Source organism: Paenibacillus amylolyticus (assembly GCF_050990605.1).
In the GTDB taxonomy this organism is placed as follows: domain Bacteria; phylum Bacillota; class Bacilli; order Paenibacillales; family Paenibacillaceae; genus Paenibacillus; species Paenibacillus amylolyticus_H.
In genome coordinates this window covers 6,072,642-6,092,649 of sequence record NZ_CP158832.1, presented here as the reverse complement: position 1 = coordinate 6,092,649, position 20,008 = coordinate 6,072,642, and the positions used below count along the sequence as shown (strand labels likewise).

41 protein-coding genes are annotated in these 20,008 nt (G+C 46.8%); 39 read left to right on the top strand and 2 right to left on the bottom strand.

Features of this window, described 5'->3' with window-relative positions:
• Positions 1 to 118 precede the first annotated feature (118 nt).
• Entirely contained in the window at positions 119 to 457 is a 339-nt protein-coding gene (locus tag ABTV53_RS26825; RefSeq protein WP_433748334.1) for a LytTR family transcriptional regulator DNA-binding domain-containing protein, read from the top strand.
• Between the two features lie 186 nt (positions 458 to 643).
• On the opposite strand, the gene ABTV53_RS26820 is transcribed toward ABTV53_RS26825, so the two are convergent.
• On the bottom strand, positions 644 to 859 hold the full coding sequence (locus ABTV53_RS26820) for a helix-turn-helix domain-containing protein (protein ID WP_091016073.1): 216 nt from the start codon (positions 857 to 859) through the stop codon (positions 644 to 646).
• 199 nt (positions 860 to 1,058) lie between these two features.
• Positions 1,059 to 1,427 (bottom strand): helix-turn-helix domain-containing protein, encoded by a 369-nt coding sequence (locus ABTV53_RS26815; RefSeq protein WP_433748331.1) that lies wholly within the window; start codon positions 1,425 to 1,427, stop codon positions 1,059 to 1,061.
• A 156-nt stretch (positions 1,428 to 1,583) separates the two neighbouring features.
• On the opposite strand from ABTV53_RS26815, the gene ABTV53_RS26810 reads away from it, so the two are divergent.
• The 38 genes from ABTV53_RS26810 (at position 1,584) to ABTV53_RS26625 (ending at position 19,958) form a co-directional block, all read left to right on the top strand.
• On the top strand, positions 1,584 to 1,817 hold the full coding sequence (locus ABTV53_RS26810) for a helix-turn-helix domain-containing protein (protein WP_433748328.1): 234 nt from the start codon (positions 1,584 to 1,586) through the stop codon (positions 1,815 to 1,817).
• Between the two features lie 14 nt (positions 1,818 to 1,831).
• Positions 1,832 to 2,623, top strand: coding sequence for a phage antirepressor KilAC domain-containing protein (locus tag ABTV53_RS26805; RefSeq protein ID WP_433748325.1), 792 nt, complete (start codon positions 1,832 to 1,834; stop codon positions 2,621 to 2,623).
• Between the two features lie 77 nt (positions 2,624 to 2,700).
• On the top strand, positions 2,701 to 2,940 hold the full coding sequence (locus tag ABTV53_RS26800) for a helix-turn-helix domain-containing protein (protein ID WP_433748323.1): 240 nt from the start codon (positions 2,701 to 2,703) through the stop codon (positions 2,938 to 2,940).
• Entirely contained in the window at positions 2,933 to 3,151 is a 219-nt protein-coding gene (locus ABTV53_RS26795; RefSeq protein ID WP_433748320.1) for a hypothetical protein, read from the top strand. Before ABTV53_RS26800 ends, ABTV53_RS26795 begins: the two co-directional genes overlap by 8 nt.
• Positions 3,141 to 3,371 (top strand): hypothetical protein, encoded by a 231-nt coding sequence (locus tag ABTV53_RS26790; RefSeq protein WP_433748317.1) that lies wholly within the window; start codon positions 3,141 to 3,143, stop codon positions 3,369 to 3,371. Before ABTV53_RS26795 ends, ABTV53_RS26790 begins: the two co-directional genes overlap by 11 nt.
• 84 nt (positions 3,372 to 3,455) lie before the next feature.
• Positions 3,456 to 3,638 (top strand): hypothetical protein, encoded by a 183-nt coding sequence (locus ABTV53_RS26785; protein ID WP_433748314.1) that lies wholly within the window; start codon positions 3,456 to 3,458, stop codon positions 3,636 to 3,638.
• A 32-nt stretch (positions 3,639 to 3,670) separates the two neighbouring features.
• Complete coding sequence (locus ABTV53_RS26780; RefSeq protein WP_211081005.1) at positions 3,671 to 3,904, top strand: hypothetical protein; 234 nt, start codon at positions 3,671 to 3,673, stop codon at positions 3,902 to 3,904.
• Positions 3,891 to 4,793: an AAA family ATPase gene (locus ABTV53_RS26775; RefSeq protein WP_433748311.1), complete on the top strand. Its 903-nt coding sequence runs from the start codon at positions 3,891 to 3,893 to the stop codon at positions 4,791 to 4,793. The genes ABTV53_RS26780 and ABTV53_RS26775 overlap by 14 nt, the downstream gene beginning before the upstream one ends.
• Position 4,794: 1 nt before the next feature.
• Positions 4,795 to 5,184 carry a single-stranded DNA-binding protein gene (ssb, locus tag ABTV53_RS26770; RefSeq protein ID WP_433748308.1) on the top strand — a complete coding sequence of 130 codons (390 nt, stop codon included), beginning with the start codon at positions 4,795 to 4,797 and terminating at the stop codon, positions 5,182 to 5,184.
• 84 nt (positions 5,185 to 5,268) lie between these two features.
• On the top strand, positions 5,269 to 5,670 hold the full coding sequence (locus ABTV53_RS26765; RefSeq protein ID WP_433748305.1) for a hypothetical protein: 402 nt from the start codon (positions 5,269 to 5,271) through the stop codon (positions 5,668 to 5,670).
• Positions 5,671 to 5,673: 3 nt separating this feature from the next.
• Positions 5,674 to 6,075 (top strand): hypothetical protein, encoded by a 402-nt coding sequence (locus tag ABTV53_RS26760; RefSeq protein WP_433748302.1) that lies wholly within the window; start codon positions 5,674 to 5,676, stop codon positions 6,073 to 6,075.
• Positions 6,076 to 6,109: 34 nt separating this feature from the next.
• Positions 6,110 to 6,475, top strand: coding sequence for a hypothetical protein (locus ABTV53_RS26755; protein WP_433748300.1), 366 nt, complete (start codon positions 6,110 to 6,112; stop codon positions 6,473 to 6,475).
• A gap of 76 nt (positions 6,476 to 6,551) precedes the next feature.
• Complete coding sequence (locus tag ABTV53_RS26750) at positions 6,552 to 6,725, top strand: hypothetical protein (RefSeq protein ID WP_433748297.1); 174 nt, start codon at positions 6,552 to 6,554, stop codon at positions 6,723 to 6,725.
• On the top strand, positions 6,700 to 7,239 hold the full coding sequence (locus ABTV53_RS26745; protein WP_433748294.1) for a hypothetical protein: 540 nt from the start codon (positions 6,700 to 6,702) through the stop codon (positions 7,237 to 7,239). The genes ABTV53_RS26750 and ABTV53_RS26745 overlap by 26 nt, the downstream gene beginning before the upstream one ends.
• Before the next feature lie 48 nt (positions 7,240 to 7,287).
• Complete coding sequence (locus ABTV53_RS26740) at positions 7,288 to 7,461, top strand: hypothetical protein (protein ID WP_433748291.1); 174 nt, start codon at positions 7,288 to 7,290, stop codon at positions 7,459 to 7,461.
• 35 nt (positions 7,462 to 7,496) lie between these two features.
• Complete coding sequence (locus ABTV53_RS26735; RefSeq protein WP_433748289.1) at positions 7,497 to 7,628, top strand: hypothetical protein; 132 nt, start codon at positions 7,497 to 7,499, stop codon at positions 7,626 to 7,628.
• A 31-nt stretch (positions 7,629 to 7,659) separates the two neighbouring features.
• A complete protein-coding gene (locus ABTV53_RS26730) occupies positions 7,660 to 7,980 on the top strand; it encodes a hypothetical protein (RefSeq protein WP_433748286.1) in 321 nt (106 codons plus the stop codon).
• A 16-nt stretch (positions 7,981 to 7,996) separates the two neighbouring features.
• On the top strand, positions 7,997 to 8,359 hold the full coding sequence (locus ABTV53_RS26725) for a hypothetical protein (protein ID WP_433748283.1): 363 nt from the start codon (positions 7,997 to 7,999) through the stop codon (positions 8,357 to 8,359).
• Entirely contained in the window at positions 8,356 to 8,829 is a 474-nt protein-coding gene (locus ABTV53_RS26720) for an ASCH domain-containing protein (RefSeq protein WP_433748280.1), read from the top strand. Before ABTV53_RS26725 ends, ABTV53_RS26720 begins: the two co-directional genes overlap by 4 nt.
• Before the next feature lie 36 nt (positions 8,830 to 8,865).
• Positions 8,866 to 9,042, top strand: coding sequence for a hypothetical protein (locus ABTV53_RS26715; RefSeq protein WP_433748278.1), 177 nt, complete (start codon positions 8,866 to 8,868; stop codon positions 9,040 to 9,042).
• On the top strand, positions 9,043 to 9,405 hold the full coding sequence (locus tag ABTV53_RS26710; protein WP_433748275.1) for a BC1872 family protein: 363 nt from the start codon (positions 9,043 to 9,045) through the stop codon (positions 9,403 to 9,405).
• Positions 9,406 to 9,416: 11 nt separating this feature from the next.
• A complete protein-coding gene (locus ABTV53_RS26705; protein ID WP_433748272.1) occupies positions 9,417 to 9,587 on the top strand; it encodes a hypothetical protein in 171 nt (56 codons plus the stop codon).
• Positions 9,588 to 9,674: 87 nt separating this feature from the next.
• Positions 9,675 to 10,082, top strand: a complete 408-nt coding sequence (locus ABTV53_RS26700; protein ID WP_433748270.1) for a YopX family protein — start codon at positions 9,675 to 9,677, stop codon at positions 10,080 to 10,082.
• Complete coding sequence (locus ABTV53_RS26695) at positions 10,069 to 10,305, top strand: hypothetical protein (RefSeq protein WP_433748267.1); 237 nt, start codon at positions 10,069 to 10,071, stop codon at positions 10,303 to 10,305. The genes ABTV53_RS26700 and ABTV53_RS26695 overlap by 14 nt, the downstream gene beginning before the upstream one ends.
• A gap of 202 nt (positions 10,306 to 10,507) precedes the next feature.
• Positions 10,508 to 10,843 carry a hypothetical protein gene (locus ABTV53_RS26690; RefSeq protein ID WP_433748264.1) on the top strand — a complete coding sequence of 112 codons (336 nt, stop codon included), beginning with the start codon at positions 10,508 to 10,510 and terminating at the stop codon, positions 10,841 to 10,843.
• On the top strand, positions 10,833 to 11,030 hold the full coding sequence (locus tag ABTV53_RS26685; RefSeq protein WP_433748261.1) for a hypothetical protein: 198 nt from the start codon (positions 10,833 to 10,835) through the stop codon (positions 11,028 to 11,030). Before ABTV53_RS26690 ends, ABTV53_RS26685 begins: the two co-directional genes overlap by 11 nt.
• Before the next feature lie 5 nt (positions 11,031 to 11,035).
• A complete protein-coding gene (locus tag ABTV53_RS26680) occupies positions 11,036 to 11,842 on the top strand; it encodes a DnaD domain-containing protein (protein WP_433748258.1) in 807 nt (268 codons plus the stop codon).
• Positions 11,757 to 12,575, top strand: a complete 819-nt coding sequence (locus ABTV53_RS26675; protein WP_433748255.1) for an ATP-binding protein — start codon at positions 11,757 to 11,759, stop codon at positions 12,573 to 12,575. The genes ABTV53_RS26680 and ABTV53_RS26675 overlap by 86 nt, the downstream gene beginning before the upstream one ends.
• 198 nt (positions 12,576 to 12,773) lie before the next feature.
• On the top strand, positions 12,774 to 12,980 hold the full coding sequence (locus tag ABTV53_RS26670; protein ID WP_433748252.1) for a hypothetical protein: 207 nt from the start codon (positions 12,774 to 12,776) through the stop codon (positions 12,978 to 12,980).
• On the top strand, positions 12,977 to 13,339 hold the full coding sequence (locus tag ABTV53_RS26665) for a DUF1064 domain-containing protein (protein WP_339182864.1): 363 nt from the start codon (positions 12,977 to 12,979) through the stop codon (positions 13,337 to 13,339). The genes ABTV53_RS26670 and ABTV53_RS26665 overlap by 4 nt, the downstream gene beginning before the upstream one ends.
• Before the next feature lie 503 nt (positions 13,340 to 13,842).
• On the top strand, positions 13,843 to 14,919 hold the full coding sequence (locus ABTV53_RS26660) for a hypothetical protein (protein WP_433748249.1): 1,077 nt from the start codon (positions 13,843 to 13,845) through the stop codon (positions 14,917 to 14,919).
• Positions 14,920 to 15,017: 98 nt separating this feature from the next.
• On the top strand, positions 15,018 to 15,221 hold the full coding sequence (locus ABTV53_RS26655) for a hypothetical protein (RefSeq protein ID WP_433748246.1): 204 nt from the start codon (positions 15,018 to 15,020) through the stop codon (positions 15,219 to 15,221).
• Positions 15,181 to 15,639, top strand: coding sequence for a sigma factor-like helix-turn-helix DNA-binding protein (locus tag ABTV53_RS26650; protein ID WP_433748243.1), 459 nt, complete (start codon positions 15,181 to 15,183; stop codon positions 15,637 to 15,639). The genes ABTV53_RS26655 and ABTV53_RS26650 overlap by 41 nt, the downstream gene beginning before the upstream one ends.
• A 334-nt stretch (positions 15,640 to 15,973) precedes the next feature.
• Complete coding sequence (locus ABTV53_RS26645) at positions 15,974 to 16,132, top strand: DUF3797 domain-containing protein (RefSeq protein ID WP_433748240.1); 159 nt, start codon at positions 15,974 to 15,976, stop codon at positions 16,130 to 16,132.
• A gap of 17 nt (positions 16,133 to 16,149) precedes the next feature.
• Positions 16,150 to 16,542: a terminase small subunit gene (locus ABTV53_RS26640; protein WP_433748237.1), complete on the top strand. Its 393-nt coding sequence runs from the start codon at positions 16,150 to 16,152 to the stop codon at positions 16,540 to 16,542.
• The gene (locus tag ABTV53_RS26635) at positions 16,529 to 18,007 is read left to right on the top strand and encodes a PBSX family phage terminase large subunit (protein ID WP_433748234.1); all 1,479 of its coding nucleotides are present in this window, start codon (positions 16,529 to 16,531) and stop codon (positions 18,005 to 18,007) included. The genes ABTV53_RS26640 and ABTV53_RS26635 overlap by 14 nt, the downstream gene beginning before the upstream one ends.
• On the top strand, positions 18,001 to 18,192 hold the full coding sequence (locus ABTV53_RS26630; protein ID WP_433748232.1) for a hypothetical protein: 192 nt from the start codon (positions 18,001 to 18,003) through the stop codon (positions 18,190 to 18,192). Before ABTV53_RS26635 ends, ABTV53_RS26630 begins: the two co-directional genes overlap by 7 nt.
• The gene (locus tag ABTV53_RS26625; RefSeq protein ID WP_433748230.1) at positions 18,192 to 19,958 is read left to right on the top strand and encodes a portal protein; all 1,767 of its coding nucleotides are present in this window, start codon (positions 18,192 to 18,194) and stop codon (positions 19,956 to 19,958) included. The genes ABTV53_RS26630 and ABTV53_RS26625 overlap by 1 nt, the downstream gene beginning before the upstream one ends.
• Positions 19,959 to 20,008 lie beyond the last annotated feature (50 nt).

The following is a 20,008-nucleotide window of genomic DNA, read 5'->3' as shown; positions in this document are numbered from 1 at the left end:
TATATGTAAGCTAGCCTATTATATCATTTCCCGTTATTTCCTTGGTATATTTTGCCCGATGTTTCCATGTCTTTCTTCCATTAGTATAGATGAATAGCATCTAGAGAGGGGAACATCATTGGATATTATCGGAGTTAAAATGTACGGCAGACAGGACGATGATTCAGATTTCGTTCTGTTTAACTTGGAGAAAGACGTAAATTTTATTGAACCTCTACAAATGACATCTAATTCTGCAAAAACATTAGCGTTCCATACCGCGTGCGGTTCATACATTGCGATACATCTTATGCGAGATGCAAAACAGGCTTATAAGCAGTATGGGTTTGATGCATTCGACAGTTCAACCATAGTAAATCTTGATCGTATTGAGAGAACTGAGAATGTAGATAATGGCGGGATTGTCTATTTTAAAGATGGATCACACGTTAAAGTTCGAAAAGTATTTAAGAAATAACCGTGTCAAGCACCCTTTAACCCCATTGAAGGTGCTAAATTACTCCAAGATTCGACAACATGTGACATCTCATGTCTGGTATATTTATATCAACCAGTGGGTGGAGGGCAGATCAGTGCAGTGTTCTGTATCTGTAAGTACCAGTAAGTTGGTACTTTTACCCGAGAGTAGCATTCCGCTACTCTGCTACCGCCATTCCCAAACCCAAAGATCATCGATCTTGCAATCAAGATGATAAGCAATCAACGCAGCCCGTTGGATCGAGATATTATTCATTCGCAAGTGTACAATATCAGATATCCGCTGTTTGCCTAGGCCTGTACGATCTGCTAACCATTGTTGATTCTTACCGATACGTTTGAGTAACACGGGAATACGACAGCGGACGGGTACTAACTCCATCACACTGCCACCTTATTAAATTTTTTTACCTAGAAATACGAACATACGTTCAGAAACTAGTTTTATGTGGTAATATTACAATACAACACACACGGCTGCAGAAAACACAAAGGGGTTGTACACATGGACGAGCAGTTGTTAAAGTCGGCAAAAGTCATCATTACCGAAAAAGATCTATCCGTTTCAGAACAGTACATTGTTAATCGTTTTTCTGAGTTGATTTCTTCATCTTTGCAAGATTGTTTATTAGATCGCGTACAGCCGACTCAACAACTGGATCGTCGCGAAGACTAACCTTAAATTCCGCTTCCGCTTCCCTTATAACTTTTGAGATAATTTCTTCAGGGAGGGTGTACTCGCCCTCTTTTTCATCCCTTCCGTTCAACCAATCCAACGAAACTTCATATAAATCTGCAAGTTTTTTCAGCGTCTCGGTGTCGGGATCTCTATAACTTCTCTCGTAACCGGATATAGCACCATTTGATACGCCTAACTTATTGGCGACCTCCTGTTGCGTGAGTCTCTTGTTTTCTCGTGCTTTCTTCAGTTTCGATCCCAAGTCACTCAATTTACATCCTCCTTTTCATCTATAAATATAACAACATTAAGCGCTCCGCATAACAAATTAAGCGATAAGCTAAATAAAGTGTTGACTAAGCGAAACGCTTAGTGTATATTTGGTTCATAAGGTAAGCGAAACGCTTAATCAACGGGAGGTGAGCACATGAACCCAGTTGTGAAAAACATCGAGAGCATTCGCAAACAAAAACGAATGACGATGAAAGAAATTGCTGACTACTGCGGCAAAACAATTCCTTGGTATGCAGACATCGCAAAGGGTAGACGCAGAATCTATCTTGATGACATGCTACTTATCGCAGAGGCTATGAAAGAAGATCCATCCATTTTTTTTGCTTCACAACTAAGCGTAACGCTTAATGTAAAAAAAACAGCTTAAAGGAGCGAATTGCCATGAATGATGTTCAAGTATTTAACCACCCAATGTTTGGGGAACTTCCTACTCTGGTTGTAGAGGGAACAGAATGGTTCGGTGCAACTGATGCAGCTTCTGCTCTTTCCTTTTCAGATCCCCATAAAGCCATTAACAACCACGTAGATGAGGATGACTCGACGATCCATCCAGTCATCGATTCTCTTGGAAGAAAACAGAATAAAAAATTCATAAACGAGTCTGGCCTGTACAATCTCATCTTTGGCGCAGCCAAACAAAGTAATAACCCTGAAATAAAATCCAAAGCAAAGAAGTATAAAGGTTGGGTAACGAGTGAAGTTCTCCCATCCATCAGAAAGCACGGAGCATACATGACAGAGAGCACCATCGAAAGAATGGTCAACGACCCAGACTTCTTAATAAAACTTGGCGAGACGCTTAAAGCGGAACAAGAAGCACGCCGGGCGTTGGAACAAAAAATACAACTCGATCAACCTAAAGTACTTTTCGCAGATTCCCTTCAAGCATCAAGTGACTGCATCCTGATCGCGAACCTCGCCAAAATACTGAAACAAAACGGCGTGAACACAGGACAAAACAGGCTGTACCAATGGATGCGAGAAAACGGATACCTCGGTAAACGTGGTGAACACTGGAACATGCCAACCCAGCGTGCGATGGATCTTAAACTCTTCGAAGTTAAAACAACAGTCATGAATCGTCCGGACAAAGATCCAAGAACAACAAAAACAACTGTAGTGACAGGACGTGGACAAATGTACTTCCTCGATAAACTGAAAACCGGAGCATAAGTAAACACAACATGCAGATATGTATGTAAAGACAAGCCCTATATATTGTACACAAAATATCTAAAGGTGGCGAGAACATGATATCAAGATACACACCAAAAGAAGATTTGCCAGAAGTACTAACACCGCAAGAAATCGCTGATTACATGGGAGTCACAAGATTGACGGTGTACCGCCTGATTCAGATACCAAACGACAAAGGTGGCATTCCATTCTTCTCAGTCGGTGTATCCAAACATTCATCTAAGCGAGTGGTAAAGAAAGACTTCCTACGCTGGCTTGAAAAACAAACAGAAAGAGGTGTTATGCATGCCTAACTTAAAGCTGATTGGAGCAAAGAAAGATAACGTTATCCCGATCGTCAGCCCGGCTACAACATGTGGTTGTAATAGACCAGCAGAGTATGAAGTGTACGAAGGGCGAACACGGCAAGGGCATTGCTTAAGCTGCATGCTTGAAGCAGTAGACAACAAACATGCTGTTTCCGTGAGAAAGATTGGTGGAGGAGGATACGACGATGCCAGCTGAACTTACTGAATTCAGAGTGGTTACCGCAGCGGGGCGGATATTTGGATGGAATGCCTTTGATTACGAGGACTTGTTTCGCAGCATGCAAGCCCGTGGACACACACCAGTGTACGCCAAGCCTCTGTCAGAGTATGAAGCCGAGATAGCAAATAGAGAAGAACAGGAACGCCTACATCATGAGTTGCAACAGGCAATTGAGGAGGAAAGAAAGACAGCGTGAAACAACAGACATTCAAGAGTGTGGATGACATCCTACGGCATTACGGGTGGGAGGCTTCTATTAAGGTAGTGGAGGTGAGAAAGGATGAAAGTTCCGCCAACAAATCGAAATCACTTCCTGCAGATGGCGAAGATTGCAAGCGAGAGAGGAACACTGACGGAGACACTGAAACGGGTGTACCTGATGAACTACGTCAAAGCCGTTAAACGAGAAAAGGCCGCCGTAGCAGCGGCAGCCTTGGAAAGTCAGATAAGAAATTACATTTGACAACATTATAGCAAATGGAGAGGTGAATATCAATGATCAAGCGATATAAATACGTACCAAAGCATAGAGAAGATGAACATTACTTGGATCAATACGGTCAACCTGTTCAAAGCTTCATGAAAGCGATCAAGTTTTACACGAACGATGATGACTATGCTGAATGGCTGTTGGGTAGATATGGTCCTGCAAATCCTCAAAATTACTTTCCTTCTCCAATAGAGATCACATACAAAGAATTGGAGGTAGATGTAGATGCTAATTCGTAAAGCGCAGCGGAAGGTAACGAAGGCGCGCATCGGCATGACAGGCCCAAGCGGTTCGGGTAAGACGCTGTCAGCGCTACTCATGTCATATGGGATGACGGGTGACTGGGAGAAGATTGGGCTGGTGGACACAGAGAACCGGAGTGCTGATCTGTACGCGGAGACGATGAAGGCAGGCGTGCACATACCAGAGTTTCCGAAGATCGACTTGGACCCACCATATACAACGGAAAAGTACATTGAAGCGATCAAAGCATTCGAGGACTACGGTGTGGATGTCATCATCATCGACTCTCTATCACATGCATGGGCCGGAGAAGGCGGACTACTGGAACAGAAGGACACGATGTCCAAAAGCAAAAACAGCTTTGCAGCATGGGGTGAGTTGACACCAAAGCAAAACAAGATGGTGGAATCGATCCTGAAATCAAAATGCCACATCTTCGTGACGATGCGATCTAAGACGGAATATGTGCTGGAAGCGAACGACAAGGGTAAGCAGGTGCCGCGGAAGATTGGCATGGCTCCGGTACAGCGTGATGGGTTGGAGTATGAATTCACATTGGTCATGGACTTGACCGCTGACCACATAGCAACCGTTTCTAAGGACCGTACAGGGTTGTTTGATGGACAATACATCACACCATCGGTTGATAGTGGTATACAGCTTCTGGAGTGGTTGGAATCTGGTGAGAAATTGGTTAGCGAGGAAACCAAGGCAACGATCATGGAGAAATGGGCACAACTCGGCTTTGAACCCGACTTAGTAGATGCACAAACACGGAAATTATTCGGTTCGCCGCTGGTGAACATCACTGATAAGCAGGGCAAGGAACTGATCGAAACGTTGAACGATAAATTACAGCCGGCAGAGACCGGAGAAGGAGTTTAGTATGCTGAACCGCTCAATTCTAATCGGACGCCTGACACGTGATCCTGAACTACGATACACACCCGCTGGAGTGGCTGTAACTCAATTTACACTCGCGGTGGACAGACCGTTTTCCAATAACGGAGAGAAGGAAGCGGACTTCATCCCAGTTGTTACTTGGCGGCAGCTGGCTGAGACATGCGCTAACTACCTCCGCAAAGGCCGCTTGTGTGCTGTAGAGGGCCGCATACAGGTACGGAACTACGAGAACAACGAAGGCAAGCGTGTGTACGTGACTGAGGTTATAGCGGACAATGTGCGGTTCTTAGAGCGAGGAGAGCAGCAAGAGAGCACGCAGAGCAGAGATGAAGGCAAGCCAATCGATATCGCTGACGACGACCTTCCATTCTAATGAGATACCAAGACACCCTATTCTACGACGACGGCAGCCCCATCATCCCAGTAACAGACGGACCATTCGGAGAGGAGACTCACTATGCTGGCACGCAAAGAGAAGAATATCATGCCCTGGCGGATGAACCTGTTCAACCACCACAACCGGAAAGAGCAGCCTAAGACGAAGAGAGAGCGCAACACGGACCCGGAATACATGACGAAGGAAAAGGTACGTCAGGCGGTAATCGAGCGTGAGGGAGGGAACTGGTGCGTCCTGAGTGGCGTACCGGGACCCGGACTGCATCTGCACCGCATCGTGTATGGATCGCAAGGCGGCAAATACGAGGTAGACAACTGCATCTTACTGAGCAAACAAATGCATGACTTGGTACACAGCAGCAAGAAAACATGGATGCCCATATTACAGGACCATGTACGCTGCATGAAGCTAGGCATGCCGGAGAAATCACCAATACAACGCATAACCCACAGGGAGGAATAGAAGATGAGAAGTAATTATCGAAGCTACGATGATCCGGAGCCGTGCCCTTACTGCGGAGATGACTGCCATGCTGACTTTGTAGATGTAGGAGTTGGAATGGTTCAGTGTGGACCATACCATTGCGAAAGCTGTGGAGCGAGCGAGATTGGTCCTGAACTTAGTGATTGGTATGTAGGTGAGCGCGATGAATACGGAAGAGTCATTAACCCAGAACGCAAGGACGGAGTGCCTATTCTGAGAGATGGTCACCCATTTTCAGAAGTAGAGCTTGAAAAGGGATGGTATGACCCTAACAAAAAGAAAATTTCACCTTATGCAAACACCATTAACGGTGTGTTGGTTGACCATAAAACAGCTAAGACGGCTTATGACTTAGGGATTTTAGATGAAAAGAATCTATTTTAACCCACCAATAAACCATCTAAGGGAGGATACACCCATGCAAGATAAAGTGAAATTGACGAAAGAACAAGCTGAAGCAGTTGTGTATGTAACCGACAATTACAACGGTCAAGAAAATCCCTTGGAGTACATCGCAGGCACTCACGCAATAGAGCCTGAATCTTGGGATGATCCCCACACAAGTCCGCTAAGATATATGCCGTTGGACACGTTAATTCGAGCTTTGTACATCGGATATGAGGTAGAAATGACGGAAGAGGAACAGTTATTTAAAGCATATGAAGAATGTCCGGTCGTGAATGGTGGCAGATGGGCACAAAGCGAAAATATAGCAGCGTTCCGCGATGGGATGACTACAGCATTAAACATTGTTGGGAAGAGAATATGGGGCATAAACGAATAGCTCACCCCACCGGGGATAACAGAGGAAGGGAGACAAGACACACTCCCGACCATACCAAAGAGGAAGGGGAAGAGACATGAATACACGTTGGGATATTTACGAATGTGAGTGTGGTCTTGGTTACGCGATCCGGCAGGAAGTAAACAACGAAATCGAAGAACCTGCTTGCCCATATTGTGGTGGAACGAATGCAAGACTGATCCAGTTAAAGGACGGTGAACGCATTGAGTCAACTGGAGCTAATAGATAAATCGGTCGTTTCCAAACCATCCACGGACTGGATCGGAGCAGATGCCAAAGTGTTGGAGATGCAGAAACATCCAAATTTCGCAGTCGGTGATCTGGTCGCATATAAGATAGTCCCATCCATATATGATTCAACCAAAGTATTGGTGTACGACTGCATCAGCAAGGATCGAGGGAAAAAGAAAAACCCATTTCACTACGGGAATATTCATCATACCTTAACTGGCGGATTGTACGATGCCATTGATCGCGAATATCAATTAGGAAACCCTGGTTGGTGGATGCTTAACAAGCCATCAAAAGACCCATACGGTCAATGGCGTCCGTGGATCTGGAAAAATGAAACTGTCAAAAAAGAATTCTTGGAATGGCATGCTGATCATTTCTACGGCTGGACAAAGGAAAAGTGGAAAGAGAAAGGTCACACGTGGAAAAGAGAAGATAGGCAGATCGAGCAGGAAGCGGAACCTTTACTGGTTATCGAGAAAGAGGAAATAGAGCAATTAACACTATTTTGAGAGGAAGGGAATACCCTCCCTTCCCACCACACAAAGGAGCGGATAGACATGAATAAACACGTGATCGAGGTAAGCGAGGAACATGCTAAAAAAGTCGGGCTTGTAATGGAGAAAATGGCCGCAGCAGGAATAGACATCACACGGAGCGAGGCAGCCGAACATTGCATCGATTGGGCACACGAGTTGTTGTTCGAAAAAGGAATGAAAATCCGCAAGAAATAATGAGGGCTAGGCCCACCAAAGGAGAGATAACACACATGAGCAAAACGAATGAATTCGATGACCGGAAATTGTTGCGTGAGATTGGGTACGAGGAAAGCCTACTCGAAACCATGTCGGACGAAGATTGTGCTGCAGAAGTGAATGAGTTGAAAAATACTGCTGATTGAGGCTCCGGCCTCTAACCAAGGAGGGATATACATGGACTATAAGAAATTCACGGAAGATTTGAAAGCCGCACACAAGGCCGCACAAGAAGCGACAGAGGGCATGCAGGACGGCGGCACAGCGAATATGGATAAAGTGTTCATCCGATTGCCAAGAGCGCGGGAAACCAAGGTTCTGGAAGCGATAAAGGAAGCTGGATTGTATTGCAGAGGTAAGCGGCGTTGGATCGGAGACGGATACATGATCACAGTTAGCGGAGCACAGGGCTATGTCAGGGAAAAGTCAGTCACCGTATTTGCGGCTGAGATGGACAAAAGAGGGTACGAGATTATGCCGTATCGCCAAATGGATTAGGGGAGGAAGAACAGTCATGAGTATGCAACAGTTGAAAGAAACGATGGAGTTACTGCACAAGGGTGGAGCAGTTCCTTTGAATGTGGTGGAGGCGGTCAATGATCTGCTGGAAAAAGTAGGACAGCAACCGGAATTGTGGGAGTGCCCGGGATGCGGATTCACCTACGATGCTTGTCACGAAGATATCGACCCAGCAACGGGTGAGGGAAACGGGAATCACACTTGTCCGCTATGCGAGTTAATTGATGTTGATCGTGAACAAGACCGGCTACGCAAGGCGCTTGGAGATGCACTCAAGCTAATGGACAAAAAGTTTTACGGGATGGCACACAAGAATCTGGTGGAGGCTTTGGGTCAGGAAGGAGAGGGGAACCAATGAAGGCTATAACGATACATCAGCCTTGGGCGAGTTTGATAGCGATTGGCGCAAAGCGCTTCGAAACTCGCGGCTGGAAGACGAACTACCGTGGCCCAATTGCGATCCATGCTGCAAAAAAAGATCCTCGTGAAGTCATGCTCTCCTTAGATCTTGAAATACAAAAAGCGATATTTGCCGCATTCTATGATCATTTTGGAATACCAGCAGGTGCTTTGGGAAAGATGCCGACCGGGGTTGTGGTGGCAACGGCTGAGTTAACCAATTGCTTTCAATCAGTGGACACATGGACGGATGGTTACGAGCTGGAAGGCAAGAAATTGTTATGGTCTCCTGAATGTGATTTTGGAGACTTCACGCCAGGTCGGTACGCATGGGAAATGTCAGATGTTAAACGTCTTGAAGAACCAATAGCAGCTAAAGGACAGCAAGGCCTATGGAATTGGGATGAAACGAATAAAATCGTGGGTTGAGGCTCCGGCCTCTCCCTACTAAGGAGGATATAACACATGCCAAGACTGATTGATGCTGACAAGCTATTGAAATGGATCGAAGAGTCTCCAGAAGCTGAGGGTTTTTGGGGTTATGGGAATCAAGTACTTGAAGCAACAGCAGCATTTGATAATCTCACCGAGGCAATCGAGACAGGCGTTTTTAATTCAGATCAACCGAGGGAGGATATATAGATGACACAAACAGCGTTGAGTCGGGAGCAAGTGATAACGATGGAGGTTAGACCGAAACTAGATGCTCTCGTTGCACAGCATGTTATGGGCTGGCACAAAGGGGATTCATGGGGCGGAATGTACTGGGAGGATTCAGATAAATGTTGCCGATATGAAATTTTAGTTTTCAAACCTTCATTACACACCAGCATGGCATGGCGAGTAGAAGAGAGAATTGTGGAACTGAGGTTACAGGCTAAATATTGCGTAGCATTAAAACAGGTTGTGATCGGCACAGGCGAGTACGTTGGAATGTTTGATTATATCCACGCAACTCCGGCACAACGTTGCAAAGCCGCGTTATTGGCTGTACTGGACATATAGGAGGGATAGACGTGAAATTACTACACATCGACAATGGACAAGCGAAGAAGCTTGGGCAAATTATTGAAATGTTATCTGAAAAAGGATTCGAATCTATCAACCGTAGCGAAGCGATTGGACATTGCATCGACTTCACTTATGAAATGATGAAAAAGCATGGATCGAAGCTAGAACGTAAGTAATTGGCCGAAGGCGTCCGATGCGACCGAAATACTAAGCGAAGCGAGGCCGGATAAGGTCTGGTCTCCCCAAATAGGAGGATATACAAGATGCGTGAGATTAAATTCGCAGCATTTCTAACGGAACACTGCCAGATGAGTAAAACATTCACTATCGAAGATTTAATTGAAATGGGTTCTAATCCTTTCAATGGAAACGTGAAGTGGTTGCAATATACAGGCTTCCATGATGAATCAGGCGACCAAGTTGAGGTGTTTGAAAGTGATATCGTCGAATTGGAATATGAAGGCGAAACTCACATTTGTGAAGTGAAGTATGAGGGCAGCGGATTCATGTTTGTCGCTGATTCCTTGCCTGACGGATACCTTTGGGCATCTGAAGTGATTGAATTTGATGGATCATACTGCTGGGCAGAAGGCGTTAGGGTTGTCGGAAATGCACACTCACGTCAAGGGTTGGCTCCCAAGGAAGGAGCGGAACAACATGAAACAGATTAAGGCGAGATGCATAGATGGCTTCCAAGAGTTTAATCAAGGCCAATTAACTTGTGAAGTCAATGACGGTGAGGAACTGGTCGCGGAGCTGCATGAGGAATCAGAAGAATATTTTTCAACTGACAGCAAGGGTAGAGAAGTATATGTAGGATGCTTGGACATGAACGGGACACTTGAACTGGACGATTGTTTTGAATTGGTTGAGGAAGGAGCGGATACAGAATGATAGAGTGGCGTAAATGGAACACAGATGATGAGCCAGAAATAAACAAGCGTTGTCTAGTTATGCGGAGATCGAGTGCGTTTCCAGTAGTGGCTTATTATCAAAATGAGAGTAATCAAGGAAATAAATTTATCGCTTTGGGTGGGTACACAGTGATGGATGTAACTCACTGGAGCCCTATCAACCTACCTGGGGAGGAAGAAGCATGAAACTGATAGATGCAGATAAGCTGCTGGAGTGGCTAGCAGAGAAATCTTCACATCTCGGAAGCGATGAGAGATTGAACGCATTCGAGGAAGTACAGGATAACATAGGGTCCGGTGAGTTTAATCCTGATATAAAGCCCGGAGACAAAGTCAATGTGGTAGATGAAATTCAATTCCCGTTCTTGAAAAATGTGAAGGTGGATAATATCCAATGGCATAGAGGCGGATGGTACGCGAAGCTCAGGTTCACAGATGAGTTATATACGATTCCATTATCTCGTTGCCGGAAGGTTAGGGAGTCTATACCCAAGGAGGATACAAAGGATGGCAGCTAACAACGATTTGATACGACTCGAATTGGCACTGTGGGAAGCGACGATGGAACAGGCTGCAATCAATCTTGAGCACGCAATTAAGTTTGATGATCGAGGATCGATTGATTTCAACGAGGAACTGATCAGGTGGGCACGGATCAAAATTGCTGAGATCGAGGATTACTTGGATATACAAAAAGGAGCGTGAGCACATTGGCAGTATACCGACAGATACAAGTCTCCTTCTGGCAGGACCCGTTTGTTATCAGCCTGACACCAGAGGAGAAATATTTCTACCTGTACCTCATGACCAACTCAAAAACGACCCAATGCGGCATATATGAGCTGCCGAAAAGAATCGTTGAGTTTGAGACAGGTTACCACCGCGAGACAGTGGACAAGCTTCTGGAGCGTTTCGTGCAGTACGGCAAGGTACTCTATAACGATCATACACAGGAAATCATGTTGGTCAACTGGTTGAAGTACAACTCTATCAAAAGTCCGAAGGTTCGGATGTGTGTCGAGAAAGAGTTGCAATCCATAAAAAATACCGACTATTTATACCGTTTCGGAAGACTATGCAAGGACTATGGATACCCTATCCCTACCCTATCCATAGACTTGGGGGAAGAAGAAGAAAAAGAAGAAGAAAAAACAGGGCGATTTTCGGCCGCCACTACTGACGAATCTATCATGGGAACTTATACAAAAGTATTCGGTGGATTGAACATGAACGGACTCATCTCTGAATTTGTCATAAACCTGAAAAAGAAGAACTACGACGAGTCCTTTATAACGGAATTGATGTTGGAAACAGGCGAAAGCAGTTCGCAACCCAACTTGAAACTAATGCAAGCTATCGCTGAGCGTTGGATCAAAGAAGGTATATACAGTCGCCGGCAGTCGAAGGAACAAAAGGAACGGAGGGTAAAACATGCACAGTCTCAAGGACACTTTGAAAAAGGAATTCAACCTGGAGGAAATTCGGCAGAGAGCGAGTTCGCTTTCCTCGATCGCTAAAACTGGGCATGAACCTGAAAAATATCGTTGTGACAAATGCAAAGACCTGGGCGGCCGCATCCAGCGTGTTGCCCTGAGTGATAAACCATTTGATTACATGGACAAATGGGAAGATTGCACCTGCATCAGAGAGCGGATGATTGAACGGCTGATGGGATCAAGCAAAATCACTGAAGAATTCCAGCAGAAGACATTCCACAACTTTGAAGAAGAAGGGCGGCCTGAACTCATTAAGACGGCTTACCAGAAAGCTGGAGCATACGCCAAGAATTTCTTCGACATTCGTAGCACGCGGAAGAACAGCCTAGCTCTATTGGGGCGGCCAGGCAGCGGGAAGACGCATTTGGCTATGGCCGTGTGCAATTACCTGTTAAAAAAGGGAGTCGGCGTCCACTACTTTCCTTGGGTCGAAGGTTTCAACGAGATCAAGGACAATCTCGACACGCTGGACACAAGAATCCGGCAACTGCAGCAGGCCGAGGTGTTATTTATCGACGACATGTACAAGGGACGCCAGAAACCGACTGACTTCCAAGCAGAGCAGAGTTTCGCAATCGTCAATTATCGCTATCTGAACAATCTGCCTATGCTAATCAGCTCAGAACGGACCATATCAGGCATATGTGAGATCGACGAGGCGTTGGGCAGTCGGATTAACGAGATGTGCCGGGACTACAAAGTGGTGATAAAGGGTGGAATTGAGCTGAATTATAGATTGCGATCGGAGGATTAACACCGTGAAACAACCAATCGACGACTACGACCTGATGGACCAAGACTGGGAAGAATTTATGCGCAGGGGCCGAGAGGCCTTTGCAGACGAAGATATCGAGGAGGAAGCAGCATGAGAAAGAAACACTGGACAGCAGGCGGGCAGATCAAGGAGCGTAAGCCAACACGCAAGGGACGGCAGAAGGGAGAGTAGTACAAGATGTACGTGAAGACCAAGGTGGAACCGGGACCGGACTTAATCCTGCAGAGTTTGGATGTGCCGCTGAGCAAGGCGCAGTCAGACAAAATTATGGAGTTGTACGATTACGGTTGGCTCCGGTCAGACATTGCGAAGGAAGTAGGCGTACCCAAGACACGAGTAAATCATGAACTGATCATAAAACGGAGAGGAGGTGGTGCAGCTTGAGGGGCAACAAGTACGGCGCAAAGAAAACGGTCAAGGATGGAATTGAATTCGCTAGCAAGATGGAGGCCGAGCGATACAGGATGCTGATGTTACTCGAACGTGCTGGTGAAATAAGTGAGCTGACCTTACAACCGGCATTTGTGTTGGTAGAGCCATTCACAAAGATGGGCAAAAAGAAGCGAGGAATCAAATACACAGCAGACTTCATGTACAAGGAGAATGGACAAGTCATCGTGGAGGATGTAAAGGGATTTGCGGCACGGGACTTTTCGCTGAGAAAGACGCTATTCGATGTGAGAAACCCAGATATCATTTTGCGGTTGGTGACCAAAACCGATGGAAGGTGGAAAGTGAAATGATTGGACGGTACGTACACGTGGGAGACGGATGGGTGCTCCTCGACGAATCTGGGGCGTGTAGAGGGCGTTTACTAGAATTGGACATACAAATACTAGGATCAGCGCAAAAACGTCTCTATGAGCCAACAGGGTGGTTTAAAATGGATGGGTGGAAAGTTGGATCTACTGAACGGAAGGGAGCGTAACATGCTCAGACTGAGACAATACTTTTGCAAACATGATTATCGACATATTGCAGCTCATCGTTCAACATCTCAAAACCTATGGCAATGTGATAAGTGTGCGGTGTTTTACATCCAGCATTGGCAAATAGGAGTTGGCTACAAAACAAGACATCCAAACATAAACGGATGGATTGTCAAAGATCATGGAAAGTCAAATGTGACATGTTGCAGATAAACCACAAAATATTGTGTAAAACGGCGAAAAAAGTACTTTATAACCACAAAATGTGCTATAATAAGATATATCATTATTACTATCGGAAAACGGGGTGTATGTAGGTGGAAAAGCAAGAACGTATTGAACAATTACGGTATGAGTTGAACATCGAAAGACAGCGTGGGGCTATGGCGGATGCAGGTAAAATCGAGGATATTGAGCGTCAACTCGCTGAGTTGGAACAGGAAAACGTCGAGGAAAGCCAGCAAAAAGTAGCCTACCTGATGGACAACATGGATCTGGACGGAATGTCAATGCGCGATATGTTCAAGAACGAAACGCCTGAAGCAGCAGAAGCGGCATATCAGTTCTTGAGAATCGCCGTACAGAACACCATGCTGCAACGTGATGAGGAATGGATGGCAAGAATCAAGACTTTGGAAGAGCGTCTTGCCATGGAGACAGCGGCTAAAGATGTTGCAGTAGCTAAAGCGGATGAAATGGGCGAGAAGAATACTGAATTGGTCATACAAATTCGTGATGCCAAAGGATTGCTGGAGGATGCAGAGAGTAAACGCGATGCAGCAGCAGGGCAATTGGAAGAAGCGAAGGCGGAGATTTCTCGCTTGACTAGCCATGTAGACGATCTGCGGCAGCAAATTGCAGTTGGTGCAGTGAATATGGCTAAAGTAATTGATCCAGCTGATGCGCTGGCGCATTACAAAGAGCAGAAACGAATTGCGGAAGAAGAGAAGAGACTTGCAGAAGCAGCAAGAGAAGCGGCGAAACCGGCTATCTATGATGTTGAATGGGGAGACGCTAAGAAGTCATTCTATACCGCTAAACTGGCTGCAACGGATGAAGAGATTAAAATCCCTTACCTGACAAAAGGTGCATACCGGGAGGTGAGCGCCGAAGAGGCGCCGCAATTTCGAATCAGAGCCGAAGAATCCCAACGTGCTGATGAGGATCTGGCACGGACTAACGACATGGAAGAGGGCAGCGAACTAACGCCTCCCACTTGGCAGTTTCCAGAAGGGGACGAAGCCACGCAAGAAAGCACAGGACACGAGCTGGCTCAAGGAGACGTGGCAGGAAGTGCTGATCCGGAGACAGAGGGGCCTCCAACGCGAGCAGAATTTGAGGAACTCAAAAGACGCGTGAGTGCGTTGGAGACGCCACAAGCTGAAGTAGCATGATATACCACCGCAAAGCAGAAACTGTGAGGGCGATCCAGATAACGGATTGCTCTCCGGCAACTGTTGCAAGGGTGAGAGAATTCACAGGTGGTCACGTATTGAAGGGGCGGTTCATCCAGGCAGCACAGCCCTACATCAGCGTCGTTGTAGATAACAGACACCTCAAGGTGCTGGAAGGACAATGGTTGGTGCACTCACCTGAAAAGGGATGGAGAGTATACCGGCATCATGAATTTATCCAAGAGTATGAGGAGGGAGAACATGGACAACAATCAGGTGATCAAGTTGCTGACGGACTATAGATCATACAAGTTTGCGTTAAACAATCTTGGTGGAATGATGATAGACAGCGAGATGCAGTGGATGTTCAAGATGGGCATATACGACGAACGAGTCAGATCTCGTTTGAGCAACCAAGACAGGACGAGCGATCAAGGTCGATACTCTCGTATCGTCACGTTGTTGGAATCGGCAGTGGACTTTGTATTGAGCGACGATCAGAAGACAATCATCCAACTCAAGTACATGGAACGCAACAAGCTGAACCTGAGCGAGATTGCAGATAGGCTGCATAAAGACCGCAAGACGGTATCAACCCAACACAAGAAGGCCATCAACAGCCTGTGCAAAGCAATGGTGCCACTCAAACAGGATTACATGGAGATCACCAACCTTGATCACATGTTCGATCCGGAGTGGGTGTACAAGGAACCAGCGTGATTCCCCATTTTTTACCCACGAATTACGCATTATTTCCCACAAATTCCCCATCGGAAGTGATAAAATAATATCATAAGGAACATCTGATAAGCGCCGATAGCTGTATGCGCAGTCGTCGTTTACAACGTTCCTTCCTTGCATGCCAAAACTGAATGCGACCGTAACGCATGGGGCCAGCTCCCCGCACGATTGAGTGCAACATTACGGATAGAGAGTGACGGTCAAGCGCCGTTGCTCTTTTTGTTTTTGCCGAAGGCCATCGAGTCCGACCGAATCACCCAGCGACAGCGGGGGCCGTATAGGGTTGGGTCATTAAGAGGAGGGATAACACATAGTGAAGTTGACGAGAACGATAGCGTTGATGGAACAATATGAGAAATGTCCTAAATGCGGCAGCTCTTATGTAGCACACGGTGAAGGTAAGTTGATCGTGGAAGACACAAAATTCCATCGCAGTTGTAAGTGTGGGTGGGAAGTTACAATCGAGGAGTAGAGAGGAAGGTGATACCCATGGCATTGTCAGAAAAGCAAATGAATTTCGTTAACGAGTACATGAAGGACATGAACGGAACAGCCGCTTATCTGCGTGCCGGGTACAAATGTACCGAGGAGGCCGCAAGACGTGCAGCAAGCCGATTGTTGACAAATGTTGACGTAATGTCCGAAATCGGACAAAGAACGGACAAAATGCAGGAAGAATCGGGTATGAGTGTCCAATGGGTGCTAGACAGGTATAAGGACATTATCATGAACAACCTGACAGAAGACCCTGCTGTGGCTAAAGGAGCATTGGACAGCGTGGCTAAACACTATGGTATGTTCAAGGACAAAGTGGAACATAGTGGTGAACTGAGTTTCAAAGTTACATTGCCGAAAGGGTTTGGTGACGATGCCGACGATTAACATCGATTTAACCGAGCTGCCGAACCTGACGAATGATCGATTCTATCCGCTCTATACGAATACGGATCGGTACTTGGTGCTCATGGGTGGCGGCGGTTCGGGTAAGTCGGTGTTCACGGCTCAGAAGATCCTGCTACGTATGGTAACTGAGCAGAAGCACCGCATATTAGTATTGCGTAAGGTAGCCAAGACGCTGCGTGAATCCGTGTTTATGGAGCTAAAGAATGCGATATACCGTTGGGGACTGGAGAAGCTGTTCAAGATCCCGAAGGGCACGAGCTCAGAACTGCATATCAGTTGCGTGAATGGGAATGAGATCCTGTTTGCTGGGCTGGACGATGTAGAGAAGCTGAAGTCTATCTCGGGCGTTACTAGCGTGTGGATGGAGGAAGCAAGCGAGTGTTCACCCGAGGACTTCCGACAACTGGACATTCGTCTCCGGGGCAGGACACAGAACTACAAACAGATGATGATCACCTTTAACCCAATTGACATTAACCACTGGCTCAAGAAGGAGTTCTTCGACCAGCCAAAGCCAAACGCCACGACGATACACAGTACTTACAAGAACAACAAGTTCCTGGACGATGAAGCTATCGCGGTGCTGGAGGCATTTAAGGAAACTGACCCATACTTCTATCAGGTGTACGCGCTTGGTGAATGGGGTGTGCTTGGTAAAACCATATTCAACGCTCAGAAAGTATCTGAACGTATCTCATACCTTCGTGACCATGACCCATTGGTGCAACGAGGGTATTTTGTTTACGAGAAGGATTCAGCAGATAAGATCATCGACAGCACAATCAAGTGGATTGCCACAGAGGACGGGTACATCAAGGTGTTTGAGCGACCGCAGTCCTACATCCCATATGTGCTTGGCGGTGATACCGCAGGTGATGGATCAGATAACTTTGTTGGTCAGGTCATTAATAATGTGACAGGCAAGCAGGTTGCGGTGTACAAGAATCAGTTTGACGAGGATCTGTACGCTGAGCAGATGTATTGCCTGGGCAAGCATTACAACAATGCACTGGTAAGCATTGAAACCAACTTCAGCAGCCATCCAGTCAAGGTGCTTTCACGACTGGGCTACACGAACCAATACGTCAGAGAGCGTGAGGACACGTTTACAGGTTCTGTGGTTAAAGCCTATGGATTTGTCACAGGCAAGCTCACAAGGCCGTCAGCCATCGCCGAGTTGGTCACAGTGGTGCGTGAGTCGGTAGAGTGCATTAACGACATCGACACGCTGAATGAGATGCTTACCTTTGTTCGTAGTGAGAAGGGCAGACCACAAGCGCAGGAAGGCGCACACGATGACTTGATCATGGCGCTGGCAATAGCGTATTACAGCCGAGGACAGCAGGATGACAAGGTGCTGCAGAAGGCAATAGAAGCAACCGTGACCCCGTTCCCATTCCGGACGGACACAGAAAGCACAGGAGGTGGATATCTGGAATGGTAGACGATGCGATCAAACTTGGTGAGCTGCTGAAGTTGCCTAACCTTGAGCAAGAGACGATTACGCTAATCAACGGCAAGATGCGTGAAATGATTGGTGACATCAAACCTCTGACACCAGCACAGAAACAAGATATTCAGAGTCTGATGGACGAATGGACAGGCGGTAAACAGGGAGGTGAGCAATAGTGAAGGACACAACGCTGGATAAGCTGGCAGGTGAGATGGATAAACAGTACCGAGATGGGCTGTCATACAAGCGCCGGATGGGATTCCTGGACAAATGGCCTGAGTACGAGCGATTCAAAGCTGGTGACCAGTGGCCGGCGGCTACACAGCGCACCAAGCACTTACCACGTCCGGTATTCAACGTGATTAAGATGATCGAGACACACAAGGTTGCCACGGTCATGAGTGAGCAGATCAAGATGGTGTACAGTGCGCAGGAGATCGTCGAGGACAATCAGATGGACGTGGATGTCGGCGAACTGTTCAGCCGTTATTCAGAGGCAACCTGGGAGCGTATCAAGCAGGATGAGCTCAACGAGGAAGCGCTGGACATTGCAGCCAACACAGGCACGTGCGTATTGCATTACTACTGGGACAGCGGCGTTAAAGGTGGTAAGGCATATCCTTGGATCGGAGAGATGGAGGGTGAGGTACTTGATCCTATCAACGTATTCTTTGGTAATCCCCAGCAACGCAATGTTCAGAAGCAAAACTACATCATTATCAGTAGTCGCGAGTTGGTATCCAGTGTTAAAGATTACGCCAAGAACAATGGAGTCAGTCAAGCGATGCTTGGTCAGATCAAACCGGACAAGGAGACGACAGATCAGGGGTATGACATGGCGAAGGTGGAGCTCAACGACACCAGTAAGGTAATTGTGCTCACCAAGTACTGGAAGGAAGACGGCAAGATCATGTTCGCCAAGACTTGTTGTGGTATCACCCTCAAAAAGCCAACAGACACAGGCCTCAGCCGCTATCCTGTCGCAGTCATGCAGTGGGAGAGACGGAAGAAGTCTATTTTTGGTATCGGTGACACAGAAGGATTGATCCCGAATCAGAAGGCAGTCAATATGCTGGTAGCTATGCAGATCCTGTCTGTTCAACTCACAGGCTGGCCGAAGATGGTGTACAAGTCCCAAGCCATCGACCCGAGCAAAGTCACCAATGCACCGGGTGAGATGATCGAGGACCGTATGCCGCCAGGACAGGGTGACGGTGTAAAGTACCTCAATCCGGGAGCAATCAGTTCCAGTGCTGCCAACTTGGTCGAGGCTATCCTTGGTTACACCCGGCAGATGACTGGAGCAGACGAAGCGGCCACGGGGTCAGCACCATCCGCTCAGTTGAATGCCACGGCAATCATGCTCTTACAGAAGGCTGCTGCTATCCCGATTGAGTCCATTAAGCGACGGTTCTACCGTCTTATCGAGGATGTGGGGAGGATCTGGGAGGACTTCTTCAAGGTCAAGTACAATCTACCGCGTCAGGTGAAGCTACAAGACGATGACGGTGAAGAGTACGCAACGATGTTTGATGGTTCGCAATACCAGGACACTGAGCTTAACCTGAAAATCGACGTAGGCCCAAGCTCCACGTACTCTGAATCCCTAGTACTCAGCAGCTTAAACGATGCACTCAACCGCGGAAACATCACATATGAGCAGTTCCTGAAGTTTGCACCACGCAATGTCGTACCGTTCCGGGATCGCTTGATGAAGGAACTGGAAGAGAAGAAGGGCATTGTGGGCGTGATCGAGCAGATGATTGCTACCATGCAGCCGCAAGAACAAGAAATGTTCTCTAGCATGCCGCCTGAACAGCAATTACAGCTCATTCAACAGGTCATGATGCAGCAACAACCGCAACAAGGTATGCCACAATCACCGTCAATGCAAACTGAACTACCTGCACCACAGGCCATGGCGCCTATGGGAGTCTATTAGGGGAGGTGAGACGGGTCCATTGGTTTTCAGGGGGAAGAAACTCTACAAAA